The sequence below is a fragment of the Streptomyces sp. NPDC037054 genome, from assembly GCF_055606745.1.
The window spans coordinates 51759-66429 of record NZ_JBVJSJ010000004.1; the positions used below are offsets into that span (position 1 = coordinate 51759).

Sequence of the window (14671 nt, forward strand, 5' to 3'; positions counted from 1 at the left end):
GAAGTCGGCGGGCCGGGGCCTCATCCGAGGCCCGGGCCGGGGCCTCATCCGAGGCCGCTCACCGTCCGCCCGTCCCGCAGCGTCCCCTTCAGGCCCGCCTGCGCCCCCTGCGCGGCCGGCACCGCCAGCAGGTTGCCGCGCACGGAACCGCCGACCCCGCCGGTCGCGCTGATCGACTCGGTGTCGCGACTGCCCGCCGCCAGCAGGTACCAGTCACCGGCCGCCGACTTCCACAGCACCCCGGCGAGCACGTGCGGGTCCTTCGCGCCGCACGCCGTCACGTTCTCCGCCCGCGCCGCCACCGCCCCGTACGTCCCGTCCGGGGTGTGGAACTGCGCCAGCACCCGCTCGCCGCCGCCCCGCCAGGTCTCCGCGCGGGTGCACACCCACGTGGCCGCCCCGCTCGCGTCGGGCAGCCGCTGCTCGGCGTACTCCCAGGCGTTCACGCTCCGCACGCCCGCCGACCGCACCGCCGCCAGCGAGCAGGCGTACGGCGCCCAGGCGCGCCGTGCCGCGGAGCCGGCGGCGTCCGAGGGCGCGCCCGGGCGGCCCGTGGTCAGGCGGGCCGGTACCAGTTCGCCGAGGTCGGTCATCAGGCGCGTACCGGTGCCGTCGGTCACCTGGAGCACGTGCCAGGACGTGCACGTCCCGGACTGCCGGGCGGCCGGGCTCGCCAGCGGCGCCGTCACGCCGTCGGTGATCGCGAGGTCCCGCGCCGGGGAGTCCGGCTTCGCGAGATCCCTGACGGACGCCCGCTTCACCCAGGGTGCCGTCAGGTAGCGGACGTTGCCGTCGGTCCGCTCCAGCACCACCGCGCTCGCCCCGGCCCGGCCGGCGCCGTCGGCCCGCGCGAAGTCCAGCGCCGCGCCCTCCGTGCCGTCCTTCGGCTCCGCGTACCGGGCGATGCGCAGACCGTCGTACAGGACCACCACGCGCGCGAGGCCGAGGGTTCCGGCGTACAGCAGCTGGGGCGGTCCGGACGGGCCGCCGGACGGGGTGCCCGGCGTCGCCGACACCTGCACCGTCTCGCCGGGGCGCGCCCACACCGCGAGGGCGCGGCGCAACAGGTCCTTGTCGCCTTTGAGTTCACCGCGCGCCGGCCACACGGAGAAGTCGGTGCGCGCCGAGGTCTGCCACGCGGCGGGCGCGACCCTCGTCAGTTTCCCCGGGTCCAGCGCGGCCTCGGCGGCGGGATTGCGCGCGTACGGCGGTGCCGCCGCGCCGTCCGGGCCCCAGGCGTCGCCGGGCAGGCCGAGCAGCGCGCCGCACACCACCAGCGCCGCCCCGGCGGCCAGCGCCGCCTTCAGGTGCTGCCTGCGCCGCATCAGGTCGGTGGGCCGCGCCTGGAGTGAACAGGCGTCGAACTCGGGGGAGTTCAGCAGCGCGTACCGCTCCGGCACCTCACCGGCCGCGCGCAGCGCGTCCTCGACGTCGTCGACGCCCGCCGCGGCCAGCGTCTCGCGCACGTCGCCCTCGGGCAGCTTCTCCAGGCCGCGCAGCACGTACGCCGCGCGCGCCGGGCCGGACAGCGCGGACAGCCGCTGGTCCAGGGCGAGTTCGTCGGCGCCGCCCGAGCGCGGGAACAGCTTGAGCCCCCAGACCTGGGGCAGCAGCGGCGGCAGGTGGGACCGCCGGGGCAGCAGCCGGTGCCGGGGCGGCAGGTCCGCCTCCAGCGCCGTGCGCAGCACCCGCAGGCGGACCAGGGCGTAGCCGGGGTCGGCGTTCCGGCCGGCCGGCTGCGCCGGGACCGTCGCGGCGGGCGCCGGGGGAGCGGGCGTCCGGCCGCGGGGCAGGGCGCGCTGGGTGAGGGCGTGCGCGGTCAGGACACGCCGGTTGCGGCCGAGGCGGGGCGGCAGCACCAGGTAGGCGAGCCGGACCAGCCGGGGATAGTGCTCGACGAGCGCGGCCTCGGCCTGTTCGACGTCCACGACCGGGTCGGCGGCGGAGGGGGTGGGGTGCGGGGCGACATCCTGTGACTGCACGTTCAGCAGAACGAGCGAATCGTTGGATGGTCACTTCACGCGTGGGTGTCGCCCTCCGGGGCGGTCAGCAGCCGCGCGTAGTTCGCCATCGACCGCTGGTAGCGCGGCAGATGGGCCGCGAGGGCGCCCAGCACCAAAGCCAGGCCCTCGCGGTCGCGGCCGAGGCCCGACAGGCACAGCGCGAGCGTCGCACGGACCGCGTCGTCCAACTCGTCGGACAGCGCGTCCAGTTCGGGCGTGAGCAGCTCGACGCCCTCCGCGGGGCGCCCGATGTTCCGCAGCGAGCTGGACAGCTGGATCTTCGTCCGGCGTGCCTTGTACGGGCTCACCTCGGCGAGGCCGCGCGCCAGCGCCTCCCGGTACAGCGGAACGGCCAGGTCGGAGCGGCCCGTGGAGTCCCAGGCGCAGGCCCGCTCGAACGGGCCGAGCGGGCTGTCGGCGGGCAGTTCGGCGACGAGCGCCTCGATCACCTCGCGGAACTCGCCCGCCCTGTCCTCGTCGTAGGTGTCGAAGGACGCCCAGGCGGCGGCCACGCGGTCTTCCCAGTCCTGGTTCACCGGCACACCTTCGCACGGCGGGGCGGGCGGCGGCACGCGGATTTGAGCGCGCCGCGTCCCGCGGACGTTGAGCGCGGTGCGCCCCGCGGACGTTGAGCGCGGTGCGCCCCGCGCCCGTATCCAGGGGGAGGCCCCGGGCCGGGGCCGGCCGCGGCACGCCACCGTGCGGTGCCACCGCTCGGTGCCGCCGCGAGGGACCGGAGGAGACAGGATGAGGGTGACCCGACCGATGCTCGCGCTGACCGGGGCCGTGGCGGCACTGGCACTGGCGGCCTGCGGATCCGACGGGGACGGCGCCGCGCGGGCGGACGGCGGGAGCGGCGGTGCCGCGCCGCCCCGCACGGCGACCGGCAGCCTGGAGCAACTGGCCGCCGAGGCCGACTGCGAGCCGGACATGCAGACCGACGCGGACGAGATCCGCCAGGCCATCTGCGGGACGGGCGACGGCAAGTACGTCCTCGCCACCTTCGCCACCGACCGCGGCCAGCGCGAGTGGATCAACACGGCCAAGGACTACGGCGGTCACTACCTCGTCGGACGCAAGTGGGTCGCCGTCGGCCACGCGGACGTGGTGCGGTCACTGCGCGGGCGGCTCGGCGGGACGCTGGAGGAGGGCACGTCGCACGGAGGGAGCGGGGACGGGGGCCACACGGGCTCGCACCACTGAGCGCACGGGGGAGCCGGCGGCGGGAACGTTCCGCACCCGCCGCCGGCTCCCCTTCGTGGCCGCTACCGCGTCACTGGCAGTCCTCGCCGCTGTTGATGCAGTCGACCACCTGGTTCATCAGGTCCTCGTCCATGACGTTGATGAAGTCGTCGTGGTCCGTGATCGGCTTGTGCAGCTGCTCGGGGAAGCCGTCCACCGCGAACGGGTTCTGCACCTGCCCGTTCTCGATGGTCGGCCGCGGCACGTCGTAGACCAGGTTCATCGTCAGCTGCGGGATGGCCCGGAAGCCCTCCGGGCAGGCGCCGGTGGCCGGGTCGGCGAACGCGACGTGGTCGCGGTGGTTGGCGCTGTCGATGTTCTGGCCGTCCCAGCAGCTCTGGAAGTCGAAGATCCTGACCACCTTGGAACCGTCCGGGCACAGCGGGTACTTGTCCTCCAGCACCCGGTCCTCGAACCCGGTGCAGGACCAGCCCGCGTTGGCGTTGGCGTCGCCGTTGGTGAAGGCCTTCGCGTCACCGGTGATGATGCGCAGGAACTTCGGCATCGCGACGACCTCGCTCTGCGGGTTGCCGACGAACGTGATCTCGGCGCTCTCCGCCTGGAGGATCCGGCCGACGTTGCCCTCGGCGCCGCCGCCCAGGTCGCCCGCGTCGAACTCCTGCGTCCCGTCCTGGAGCCGGAGCACCGGCCAGTAGTACGTGGACCTGTCGCCCTGGTTCTGGCAGCTGGTGTCGGCGTTCGCGAGGTCCTCGTCGCTGGAGAACGCGTCGTTGTCCTGGTTGCCGACGTAGTCGTGCACGTGGTGCGCGCCGTTGTCGACGCCGGGCGCCACGATCAGGTTGTCGCTGTTGAACAGGTCGTTCTCGTTCACGCCGCACTCGGTCGTGAAGCTGCCCGTCGAGGCGTTCTCGCCCTCCTGCGGCTGCTGCACGTTGGGTTCGACGGTCGTGATGTCGACGAAGTCCTCGGCGACCGGGCCCGCGGCCCCGTTGCCGTTGTCGCCCTGTTGGCCGTCGCCCTGGTCCTGACCGCCGTCCTGGCCGCCGTCCTGGCCGTCCTGACCGTCGTTGTCCTGGTCGCCGTCCTGACCGTCCTGGTCCTGGCCGTCGCCGTCGCCGTCGCCGTCGACGGTCTCGGGCTCCTCGGCCGGCACGCCCCGGCACTCGGCGAACCGGTCCAGGTCGCCCGGCGTGCTGCCGCCCGCCCGGCGGATGTTGATGCCGATCCGGTCGAGCGCGGCGGTCCGCTTGGACTTCAGCGGGCTGAGAATCGCGTTCCGCACATATCCCGGATCGCCTTCCTGGGCGTCGCGCGTCGACGCGAGACGCGTGTACGCCTCGGTGATCTGCTTGTCGAGGTTCGCCAATTCCCTGTCGACTCCGGAGCGGGCCCCCCGCGGCAGCCGCCTGAGCTGCTGACCCACGTCCGGACAGTCGATCGTGGCGATCTGCGCACCCGCCGAACGGGTCGTGCCGTCGCGGCCGTCGGACTCGTGCGCCGAGGCGTAGAAATTCGCCCAGACCAGCCCGCCCCCACCGAGCGCCAGTGCCGCCGATGCGGCAACGGCCTTGGTGGCCAGCGGCGTACGGCGTTTTCGTGTATTGCGTCCCATGGAACTCCTCTGACTTCCTTGCGGGGCAGCGAGGCGCCCGACAGGAGTGAAGCGGCGTCCTCCCATACGGAGTTGGGCCCAGAGGTGTTCAGACGCATCGGCGATTGCCGGGAATTGCGCGCCGCAATGATGTTTCGAATGCCGTTTGAGCAGCGGGAGCCGGGAATTCCTGAGAATTGCGGCGTGATGCCGGGGATGCGGCGGAATCCGTCCGCTTCCCACTGTCCCCGGCGATCACGGCGGCACGGTCATGACGGCGCGCCGGTCCCGCCCCCGGCGAGCACCTTCGCCTCCACCTCCGGGTCGAGGCCCTTGCGAGGCCGGTCCGGTCGCTGCGGCGCCGTGCCGCCGATCTCCTGGAGCCACGCCCAGGTGTCGGCGACGGTGTCCTCCACGGGACGGCAGCGCAGCCCGGCCGCGACGGCCCGCGACACGTCGGCGCTGTGCAGCGCCTCGTGCATGTCGCTGCCCGGCGGCACCCACACCGGCAGTTCCGTCCACGGCTCGATGCCGGCGGCGAGCACCACCTCGGGGTCGGTCCACCGCAGTTCCGCCCGGCCGCCGGTCACCCGGGCGCACGCCTCCAGGAAGGCGCCCATCGTCGTGTGCCCCTGCGGGCTGATCAGGTTGTACGGCCCGCTCAGCCCGGCCTCGGCCGCGTCGAGCGACCACTCGGCGAGGTCACGCGCGTCGACGTACTGCAGCGGCATGTCCCGCGGTCCCGGCGCCAGCACCGCGCCGCCGCGCGCCATGCGGCCCAGCCACCAGGGCAGCCGCCCCACGTTCTCGTACGGGCCGAGGATCAGCCCGGCCCGCACCAGCAGCGACCCGTCCGCGCCGAAGGCGTCCAGCGCGGCCAGTTCACCGCCCCGCTTGTCCTCCGCGTACGCGGTCTGCTCCGCGTCCGCCGAGCCCTCGACCAGCGGCGCGTCCTCCGCGTACCCGGCGGGCGGCGCCCAGGCGTAGACCGAGCAGCTCGACACGTACACGTACCGTCCGGCGCGGCCCCGCAGCAGCCGCGCCGCGTCCCGCACCGCGCGGGGCGCCGCCGACCACGTGTCGACGACGGCGTCCCACTCGGCGTCGTCCGCGGCGAGGGCGGCGAGCCCGTCCGGCGCGGTGCGGTCGCCGTGCAGCGACCGCACCCCCGGCGGGGCCGGGTGCCGCCCCCGGTTGAACACCGTCACGTCCCAGCCGCGCCCCAGGGCCGCCTCCACGACGGCCCGCCCGACGAACTCCGTACCACCCAGCACCAGAAGCCTCATGCCGGTCACTCTGCCCGGCGCGGGCCCGGCACGGCACGCGAATCTGCCGTCGGCAGAGCCTCAGCGCCCGGTCGGCGGCACGTACTTGTAGCCGACGCGGCGCACGGTCTGGATCGCCGCCCGGTACTCGGCGCCCAGCTTGCGGCGCAGCCGGGCCACGTGCACGTCGACCGTACGGCCGTCGCCCACGTGCCCGTAGCCCCACACCGTGCTCACGAGCTGGTCCCGGGTGTGCACCCGGCCCGGGTGCGCGACGAGGTGCGCGAGCAGCTCGAACTCCAGGTAGGTCAGGTCGAGTTCACGCCCGTCGACCTCGGCGGTGCGGCGCACCGTGTCGATGCGGACGAGGGGCGCGCCGTCGTCGTCGCCGGCCGGGGCGGCGGCCTCCGGCCGGTCGGTCGCCGCGAGGAACGGCGGCCGCCGGCCGGCGGGGACGAGCACCAGGTAGCCGACCATCGGCGGCCGGCCCGGCAGCGCGGGCAGGGTGTGCGGCGGCGCGGGCAGCCAGGTGGCGCCCGGCGGCAGGAGGTCCGCCACGTCGAACGCCGGCTCCACGGCCTCGTCCCGGTCGACGGCGCGCAGCCGGTGCCGAGGGACGCCGGGGGAGTGGGCGGGGAAGGGAGCGGTGGTCAGGGAACGGGAGGTCGCCATGAGAGGTCAGCTCTTTCGCGCGAGGAGTGCGTCGGGAAAGGGCGACGGCCGCGAGGTCGTGGTCGGGGCGCCGCGGGACGTACGTCGTCCGCGCTGGCCGAAGGCCGGGGTACGGCTTTAGAGGGCCCGCGCGTTCACCGCGCGGCAACACACCCGGTCGAAGTCGTGGTGCTGACGGGACGGCCAGAAGGGCTCGAGGTCGTGACGACCCGTCGCGACGTGCTTCTGGATACCGGTCATGGACCCATTGAAGCAGACACCCACGTCCAGCAGGAGCCGTCTCTCACACAGTGGACGCCCGAACTCCCGCTCGCCCGCGCCCCCGACGACGCGAAGAGGGCGCCCACCGTCACGGTGGACGCCCTCTTCGCGCAAGGAGGCTGCGGGTCCTGCTCAGACCTGGCCGGCCTTCTCCAGCGCGGAGCAGCAGGTGTCGACGAGCAGGCGGGTCACCACGTACGGGTCGACGTTGGCGTTGGGACGGCGGTCCTCGATGTAGCCCTTGCCGTCCTTCTCGACCTGCCACGGGATGCGGACCGAGGCGCCGCGGTTGGAGACGCCGTACGAGTACTCGTTCCACGGGGCGGTCTCGTGCAGGCCCGTCAGGCGGTCGTCGATGCCGGCGCCGTAGTTCTTGACGTGGTCCAGCGGCTTGGAGCCCTCGCCGAGCGACTCGGCGGCGGTGATGATCGCCTCGTAGGTCTCGCGCATCGCCTTCGTGGAGAAGTTGGTGTGCGCGCCGGCGCCGTTCCAGTCGCCCTTGACCGGCTTCGGGTCGAGGGTGGCGGCGACGCCGAAGTCCTCGGCGGTGCGGTAGAGCAGCCAGCGGGCCACCCACAGCTGGTCGGAGACCTCCAGCGGCGCCAGCGGGCCGACCTGGAACTCCCACTGGCCGGGCATGACCTCGGCGTTGATGCCGGACAGGCCGAGGCCGGCCTTCAGGCAGTTGTCCAGGTGCGCCTCGACGACGTCACGGCCGAAGATCTCGTCCGAGCCGACGCCGCAGTAGTAGCCGCCCTGCGGGGCCGGGAAGCCGCCCTTGGGGAAGCCGAGGGGGTAGCCGTCCTTGAAGAACGTGTACTCCTGCTCGATGCCGAAGATCGGCTCCTGCGCGGCGAACCGCTCCGCGACCTCGGCCAGCGCGGCCCGCGTGTTGGTGGAGTGCGGGGTCATGTCCGTGTTGAGGACCTCGCACAGCACCAGGACGTCGTCGCCGCCGCGGATCGGGTCCGGGCAGGAGAAGACCGGCTTGAGCACACAGTCCGAGGCGTGGCCCTCGGCCTGGTTCGTGGAGGAACCGTCGAAGCCCCAGATCGGCAGCGCGTCCAGGCCGGCGGGCGCGCCCGCGATGATCTTCGTCTTGGAACGCAGCTTGGCCGTCGGCTCGGTGCCGTCGATCCAGATGTACTCAGCCTTGAAGGTCACGGGCCACATCCTTCGGGGGTGGGTCTAGGCGCACTTGCGGGTGCTGCGGCGCTGCGGCACTGGGGCGCCGCGGATACCCGGAAGCCTGTCAACAGGCGATTTCCCGGCCATTGCCCGAATGTGAACCCCGTGTTACCTGGTGGTCGTGTGGCGCGACTCACGCTGTGAGGGCGCGCGCGTGCCGGGAAGTCCCCGGAAAGCCCCTGATCAGGGGCCCGGTGGCGGCTTCGGGGCGACGGCTCGTATGCGATGGGAATGCGAGGGGGAACGGGCCCGCGGCGGGCGGAAGGGGGCGCTCGGCACCGCGCGAAAGGGGCGTGCGGCGGGGCGAAGGGGGCGTGCTGCGGGGTGAAGGGCGGCGGTCCTGCCGCGCCTGGCGGGCGCGGCAGGACCGTGACACGGGGGAGCGGTTCGCCGTCGGGCGCCGGGCCTCACCCCACCTTCTCGATCACGGCCCGGCGGATCAGGAACTTGCCGGGCTCACGGACCTGTTCGAACGCGGCGTCGTTGAGCAGGACGCAGCTCCCGGAGACGGACGTGACCTCCACGGTCGTGGACTTGCCGTTGTCCAGGTTGGTGACCTTCAGCTTCGTGCCCGCCGGGAACTCGCTGCTGGACGCGGCGGGCGGGCCGCCCTCCCCGGAGAGGGTCACCGTCGACCCGTCGCAGACCCGCTCACCGGCGGCCGGAGCCCCGTCGGCCGGCGCGCTCCCGGCGGGGGCCCCGCCCTCGGGCGCGGTCTCCGCCGGGGCCTCGCCGGCGGGCGCGCTCCCGGCGGGTGCGGACTGCGGCGGGCGCTGCTGCTCGGGCTGGGAGTCCTGAGCCGACTCCCCCGCCCCCGCGCCCGCCTCGCAGCCGGACGCCTCCTGCTTGCGCCGGATCTCGGCGATGACCGCCTCGCGGTTGGCGATCCGCGCCTCGGACTGCGCGTCCGGGGCGGCCCGCTGGCCCTCGATGAACCGCTGGTTGTTGCCGAGGGCGGTGGCCAGACCCTGGCAGACGACCGAGTCGCCGGCCGCCGACGGGGGCTGCGCGTTCGAGGCACCGGCCATGACGAAGGCCCCGCCGCCCGCCACCGTCGCGGCGCTCACCAGCAGCGCGATCTTCTTCTTCGTACTGAGCGTTCTCCTGCGCGACATGCGCGCCTCCTGAAGAGGTAGGGGAGCGTACGCCGCTATGTACGAGATGCCGAACGAGGTTGCTCAGCGCTCGGGGCCACCGCCGAAGTAACCTGTATCACACGCGAGTTGAAGGGTCGTCGCCCGCGCCCGGAGGTGCGACGGCAGTCGGTTTCAGGACCCGTCCGCACCCTGCTCGTACGCCGCGACGGTCTCGTTGACGTGCCCGAGCAGGCCCTCCGTCCGAGCGGTGAGCGCCGCCTCACCGGTCTCCGCGCCGTCGCCCCACTGCCCACTGGCGAACACCACGGACCGCACGGTCATCACCCGCCGGAACACACCGGCCGACCCCGGCGGCACCGTCGGCAGTCCCGCACCGGCCGGCGGATCGAGCGCGACGACCTGGTACGTCACCGGATCCATCGACGCCATCGCCATGACCCGCGAGGCGTCCTCCACGCGCCGGAAGCTCAGCACGGTGACCGTCACCTGCGAACGCCGCTCGGCGTCCGTGAACAGGGCCGCCGTCAGCCGCAGGCACTCCTCGCCCTGCTCGATCAGCTCGGCGAGCTCCGGGGACATGCCCCGCGCGCAGTCGGTGGTGGTGACCAGGTCGACCCGCTCGTACCGCGCGCCGTCCGCCAGCCGCACGCTCTTCTCCGGAAACGCCTGCTCCGGGCGGATCACGGGCCGGGCGAGCAGCGACGGCAGGGCGGACGGCGCGTCGGAGGGCAGCTCGGCGGCGACGGAGGGCACGGAGGGGACGGCCTCCCCGACGGAGCCGGTCGACGAGGGTGCGGCGGCCGCGCCCTCACCGCCGCCCCCGCCGGTCGCCAGCACGGCGCCCACGCCGATCGCCGCGACGAGGACGACTCCCACCGCGCCGCCGACCACGCGCCGCAGGCGCCGCCCCCGGCGTATCCGCTCCTGCTGCGCCTCCCACTGGGCGTACGACTGCGCGGCCCCGGCCCCGTAGGGATCCGGACCGGGCTGCGGGTGAGACTGTCCGTACGCCTGCCCGTAAGTCTGTCCGGGCGGCTGCCCGTACGACTGCCCGTAAGGGCTGTGCGGGGGCGGGGGCCCCTGCGGGCTTCCATGATCACCGAAGGTCATGGCCGCGCAGGGTAACAGCGAAGGGCGCCCACTCCCGCACCGAGCGACAAACCGCCAACTACCCGCACATCGGCGGCGAAAGACCGATCACCGGGACAAGGCGTCCCGTACGGCCTCCTCGGTGCGGGCCACGACCGCCGTGCCGTCGTCCGCCGTGATGATCGGGCGCTGGATCAGCTTGGGATGCACGGCGAGCGCCGCGATCCAGCGGCCCCGCGCGCTCTCGTCGCGCGGCCACTCCTTGAGGCCGAGCTCCTTGGCCACGGCCTCCTGGGTGCGGGTGATGTCCCAGGGCTCCAGACCGAGCCGGTCGAGTACGGCCCTGATCTCGTCCTCGCTCGGCACGTCCTCCAGATACCGGCGGACGGTGTAGTCGGCACCCTCCGCGTCGAGCAGGCTCACGGCGCTGCGGCACTTCGAACAGGCCGGGTTGATCCAGATCTCCATGCCGCCCACGGTACGCGAAAACCCGTCTCCCCCCTGCGTCACACCACCCCCGAAAGCCCTTGTGGCCAGGGGCTTTTGTCAGTGGTGGGCAGTAGAATAGAAGCAGTGTTCGAGAGCGGCGCCGGGGTCGCCGAGGTCCCCGGCCGGCGCTCTTACCGCGACAGGAGGATGCCTGTGCCCGCTGCCGCACTGAAGGCGAAGCCACTGCCCACCCAGTCCACCGCGAAGCGTCCCGTCCTGCTCGACCTGCCCTACGCCCCCGTGGAGAAGCGCCCGTTGCCGCCGGGCCGCCCCCGCGAGTGGTACATCACGCACAACCGGCGTCTGAAGGCGATGCGGCTCGCGATCGCCCTGCTCGACTCCGGCGTCCACGTCCCGAACCAGGCCCGCAACGAGACGATACGGAAGACGGCGGAGACGATCGGCGTCCACCCGCCGTCGGACACCACGTGCCACATGGTGCGCGCGCTGATGCGCTACTGCCGCTGACCGGAGGCACGCGTACGTCCGGTGCCGGGCACCCCGCTGCGACGGGGTGCCCGGCACCGGTGTCTCCGCCCCTGGCCGCTCAGGCCGCCAACTCCCGCTCCAGCGGCGTCCGGAAGCGCGGAGTCACCCGCGTCGGGCCGACCCAGCCGCGCAGCCGCTCGGCCTCCGCCGCGATCGCCGCCTCCGCGTCGCGGCCAAGGCCCCGCGTGTCGAGGAGCCGCCAGACGACCTCCCCGTCGGCGCGCTGCGCCCAGCCGCCGACCACCCGGCCGTCCCACCACACCGTCGGCCCCACGTTCCCGCTCCGGTCGAACAGGGCCGCGCGCAGCTCCGGCGCCAGATACCAGTCCCGCTGCTGCCAGCCCATCGCCGTCGGGTCCAGGGCGGGCAGCAGCGCGGCCCACGGCCCGTCCGGCGCGGCCACGGGAGCCTCGTCGCCGTCGGCCACGAACCCCGTGCCCTCGTCCAGCGACACCTGCCGCGCCCCGATCGCGGCGAGCGCCCCGCGCACGTCCGTCACGCGCCACCCCGTCCACCACTTCAGGTCCGCCTCCGTCGCCGGCCCGCACGCCGTGAGCCAGCGCCGCAGCAGCGCGGCCCGGGCCTCGGCCGGGTCCAGCCCGGGATGCTCCGGGGCGAGCGCCCAGCGGAACTGGCCCGACGTCCAGGAACCGAGCGGCCGGCCCCGTACGACCTTCCCCTCGACGCCCAGCACCTTCAGCAGCCGCGTCGACACGGTGTGCACGCCCTCGTAGCTCTTGCCGGCCGCGTACACGAACTGTTCCTTCAACCGCGGCTCGTCCACGGCGAGTTCGGCCGCCGTGGCCTGCCCGCGCCGGCCCAGCGCGGCCAGCGTCGCCGCTTCCACCTCCGCCAGCCAGGCCGCGTCCGGCGCCCCGGCCGCAGCCATCTGCTTCAGCAGCGAGGCACGCTCGCGCGCGGCGACCGTCAGCCCCGTCGACGCGTGCACGACGGCGGTCAGGCCGGCGGGGAACACGAACACGGTGTGCCGCATGCCGTGCATCCGTACCAGGGCACGGTCCTCGTACAGCGCCCGCTCGGTCTCGGGCACGGTCTTCGCCGGGTCCGCGAGCCGCGCGCCCACCGCGAGGAACACGGTCGCCGGATCCGTGCCGTGCAGCGCTACCAGCGAGTCGGCGACCTCCTCGGGCCCCGCCGCCCGGGCCGCCCCGGCCAGCCGGTGCCGCACCGCGAGCCGCGCCCGCCGCTCCACCACGGAAATGTGCCGCTGCCGCTCACCCATGCACGCCTCCCCACTCACCACGCTCGGTACGCCCATCCTCGCGGACGCCACTGACAGCGGGGGCGGGCGCAGGCGCGAGGCGCCCGGGCCCGGGAGGCGAAGTCAGAAGGGCGGGCGGAACCCGCCGAGACCGAGCAGCACGATCAACGCCGCCATGCCACCGAGCACGAGCACGGCCGACAACCAGGCCGGCCGGTGCCGCGCGGCCTTCCGCGTCGGCTCGGGCCGGAACGGCACCGGCCCCGGCGGATCGTGCTTCCAGCGCGCGGCCAGCATCCGGGCCCGCGCCGACGGCTCCTTGTGCTCGGCCCCGTCGGCCCAGCGGATGTCGAACTCCCGCTCCTCGAACTCGTCACGCCCGGACATCCTGGTCACCCCCCGTACTCGGCGGTCGTCGGCCACCGGCAGTCGCCCGATCGAACGTCCGTCCGGTGCCAAACCCAGGATACGGCGAGGACCCGCCTTCCCCGAAGGGACGGCGGGTCCTCGTGCGAACCCCCGGGCCGGTGAGCGGCCCGGTGCCTGTCACACGTCGAAGTACAGCTCGAACTCGTGCGGGTGCGGGCGCAGCTGGAGCGGGGCGATCTCGTTCGCGCGCTTGTAGTCGATCCACGTCTCGATCAGGTCGGACGTGAACACGTCGCCCTGGAGGAGGAACTCGTGGTCGGCCTCCAGGCGGTCGAGGACGGCGCCGAGGGAGGTCGGGACCTGCGGGACGCCCGCGTGCTCCTCGGGAGCCAGCTCGTACAGGTCCTTGTCGATCGGCTCGGCCGGCTCGATCTTGTTCTTGATGCCGTCCAGGCCCGCGAGGAGCAGCGCCGAGAAGGCGAGGTACGGGTTGCCGGAGGAGTCGGGCGCGCGGAACTCGACGCGCTTGGCCTTCGGGTTGGAGCCCGTGATCGGGATGCGCATCGCGGCGGAGCGGTTGCGCTGCGAGTACACCAGGTTCACCGGCGCCTCGAAGCCCGGCACCAGGCGGTGGTACGAGTTCACCGTCGGGTTGGTGAACGCCAGCAGCGACGGGGCGTGCTTGAGGATGCCGCCGATGTAGTAGCGGGCGGTGTCCGACAGGCCCGCGTAACCGGCCTCGTCGTAGAACAGCGGGTCGCCGTTGCTCCACAGCGACTGGTGGACGTGCATGCCCGAGCCGTTGTCGCCGAAGATCGGCTTCGGCATGAAGGTCGCGGTCTTGCCGTTGCGCCAGGCCACGTTCTTCACGATGTACTTGAAGAGCTGGAGGTCGTCGGCCGCGGCGAGCAGCGTGTTGAACTTGTAGTTGATCTCCGCCTGGCCGGCGGTGCCCACCTCGTGGTGCTGGCGCTCGACCTTCAGGCCGGCCCGGTCCAGCTCCAGGGAGATCTCGGCGCGCAGGTCGGCGAAGTGGTCGACCGGCGGCACCGGGAAGTAGCCGCCCTTGTAGCGGACCTTGTAGCCGCGGTTGTCCTCCAGGGCGCCGGTGTTCCAGGCGCCGGCCTCGGAGTCGATGTGGTAGAAGGACTCGTTCGCGCTGGTCGCGAAGCGGACGCTGTCGAAGACGTAGAACTCGGCCTCGGGGCCGAAGTACGCCGTGTCGGCGATGCCGGTGGACGCGAGGTAGGCCTCGGCCTTCTTCGCCACGTTCCGCGGGTCACGGGAGTACTGCTCGCCGGTGATCGGGTCGTGGATGAAGAAGTTGACGTTGAGCGTCTTGTCACGGCGGAACGGGTCCACCCGGGCCGTCGACAGGTCGGCGCGCAGCGCCATGTCGGACTCGTGAATGGCCTGGAAGCCGCGGATGGAGGAGCCGTCGAAGGCCAGCTCCTCGTCCGGGTCGAACGCCTCGGCGGGCACCGTGAAGTGCTGCATGACGCCCGGGAGGTCGCAGAACCGGACGTCGATGAACTTGACGTCCTCGTCCGCGATGAACTTCTTGGCCTCGTCGGCGTTCTGGAACATCCAGCTCCTCCTACTCCCGACCGTCCCGCCGGGGTGGTAGTTCGTTCGTGCGGCCAGTGCGGGTGGCACACGCTGACCTCGACCCTAGGGACGCGTGATTTCTCCGGCGTGACCCATTTGTTTCGCACAAGTTAACCGGCTTCCGG

15 protein-coding genes are annotated in these 14671 nt (G+C 73.4%); 2 read left to right on the forward strand and 13 right to left on the reverse strand.

The features are described 5' to 3' along the window. Positions 1-44: 44 nt before the first annotated feature. Both ACZ7D7_RS11150 and ACZ7D7_RS11155 read right to left on the reverse strand, forming a co-directional pair. Positions 45-1982: a hypothetical protein gene (locus ACZ7D7_RS11150; RefSeq protein ID WP_470823754.1), complete on the reverse strand. Its 1938-nt coding sequence runs from the start codon at positions 1980-1982 to the stop codon at positions 45-47. A gap of 35 nt (positions 1983-2017) precedes the next feature. Next, a complete protein-coding gene (locus ACZ7D7_RS11155; protein ID WP_470823756.1) occupies positions 2018-2545 on the reverse strand; it encodes a tetratricopeptide repeat protein in 528 nt (175 codons plus the stop codon). Between the two features lie 205 nt (positions 2546-2750). On the opposite strand from ACZ7D7_RS11155, the gene ACZ7D7_RS11160 reads away from it, so the two are divergent. Further along, the gene (locus tag ACZ7D7_RS11160; protein WP_470823758.1) at positions 2751-3206 is read left to right on the forward strand and encodes a hypothetical protein; all 456 of its coding nucleotides are present in this window, start codon (positions 2751-2753) and stop codon (positions 3204-3206) included. Between the two features lie 70 nt (positions 3207-3276). On the opposite strand, the gene ACZ7D7_RS11165 is transcribed toward ACZ7D7_RS11160, so the two are convergent. From ACZ7D7_RS11165 to ACZ7D7_RS11200, 8 genes are all read right to left on the reverse strand, one after another. After that, positions 3277-4818: a DUF1996 domain-containing protein gene (locus tag ACZ7D7_RS11165; RefSeq protein ID WP_470823759.1), complete on the reverse strand. Its 1542-nt coding sequence runs from the start codon at positions 4816-4818 to the stop codon at positions 3277-3279. A gap of 248 nt (positions 4819-5066) precedes the next feature. Next, positions 5067-6083, reverse strand: a complete 1017-nt coding sequence (locus tag ACZ7D7_RS11170; protein ID WP_470823760.1) for an NAD-dependent epimerase/dehydratase family protein — start codon at positions 6081-6083, stop codon at positions 5067-5069. Between the two features lie 60 nt (positions 6084-6143). Further along, positions 6144-6734 carry a winged helix-turn-helix domain-containing protein gene (locus ACZ7D7_RS11175; protein WP_470823761.1) on the reverse strand — a complete coding sequence of 197 codons (591 nt, stop codon included), beginning with the start codon at positions 6732-6734 and terminating at the stop codon, positions 6144-6146. Positions 6735-6851: 117 nt separating this feature from the next. Next, a complete protein-coding gene (locus ACZ7D7_RS11180) occupies positions 6852-6974 on the reverse strand; it encodes a hypothetical protein (protein ID WP_470823762.1) in 123 nt (40 codons plus the stop codon). Positions 6975-7127: 153 nt separating this feature from the next. Then, positions 7128-8159, reverse strand: coding sequence for a glutamine synthetase (gene glnII / locus ACZ7D7_RS11185; RefSeq protein ID WP_470823764.1), 1032 nt, complete (start codon positions 8157-8159; stop codon positions 7128-7130). A 431-nt stretch (positions 8160-8590) separates the two neighbouring features. Beyond that, entirely contained in the window at positions 8591-9298 is a 708-nt protein-coding gene (locus ACZ7D7_RS11190) for a hypothetical protein (protein ID WP_470823765.1), read from the reverse strand. A gap of 153 nt (positions 9299-9451) precedes the next feature. Continuing rightward, the gene (locus ACZ7D7_RS11195; protein WP_470823766.1) at positions 9452-10390 is read right to left on the reverse strand and encodes a hypothetical protein; all 939 of its coding nucleotides are present in this window, start codon (positions 10388-10390) and stop codon (positions 9452-9454) included. A gap of 87 nt (positions 10391-10477) precedes the next feature. Then, entirely contained in the window at positions 10478-10837 is a 360-nt protein-coding gene (locus tag ACZ7D7_RS11200) for an arsenate reductase family protein (protein ID WP_470823767.1), read from the reverse strand. A gap of 174 nt (positions 10838-11011) precedes the next feature. On the opposite strand from ACZ7D7_RS11200, the gene ACZ7D7_RS11205 reads away from it, so the two are divergent. Beyond that, positions 11012-11326 carry a hypothetical protein gene (locus tag ACZ7D7_RS11205; RefSeq protein WP_470823768.1) on the forward strand — a complete coding sequence of 105 codons (315 nt, stop codon included), beginning with the start codon at positions 11012-11014 and terminating at the stop codon, positions 11324-11326. A gap of 79 nt (positions 11327-11405) precedes the next feature. Here ACZ7D7_RS11205 and ACZ7D7_RS11210 read toward each other — a convergent pair whose 3' ends face one another. From ACZ7D7_RS11210 to glnA, 3 genes are all read right to left on the reverse strand, one after another. Then, on the reverse strand, positions 11406-12590 hold the full coding sequence (locus ACZ7D7_RS11210) for a winged helix DNA-binding domain-containing protein (RefSeq protein WP_470823769.1): 1185 nt from the start codon (positions 12588-12590) through the stop codon (positions 11406-11408). Between the two features lie 102 nt (positions 12591-12692). Continuing rightward, on the reverse strand, positions 12693-12956 hold the full coding sequence (locus ACZ7D7_RS11215) for an SCO2583/SCO2584 N-terminal domain-containing protein (protein WP_470823770.1): 264 nt from the start codon (positions 12954-12956) through the stop codon (positions 12693-12695). Positions 12957-13115: 159 nt separating this feature from the next. Next, the gene (glnA, locus tag ACZ7D7_RS11220) at positions 13116-14525 is read right to left on the reverse strand and encodes a type I glutamate--ammonia ligase (RefSeq protein ID WP_470823771.1); all 1410 of its coding nucleotides are present in this window, start codon (positions 14523-14525) and stop codon (positions 13116-13118) included. Between the last annotated feature and the right edge of the window lie 146 nt (positions 14526-14671).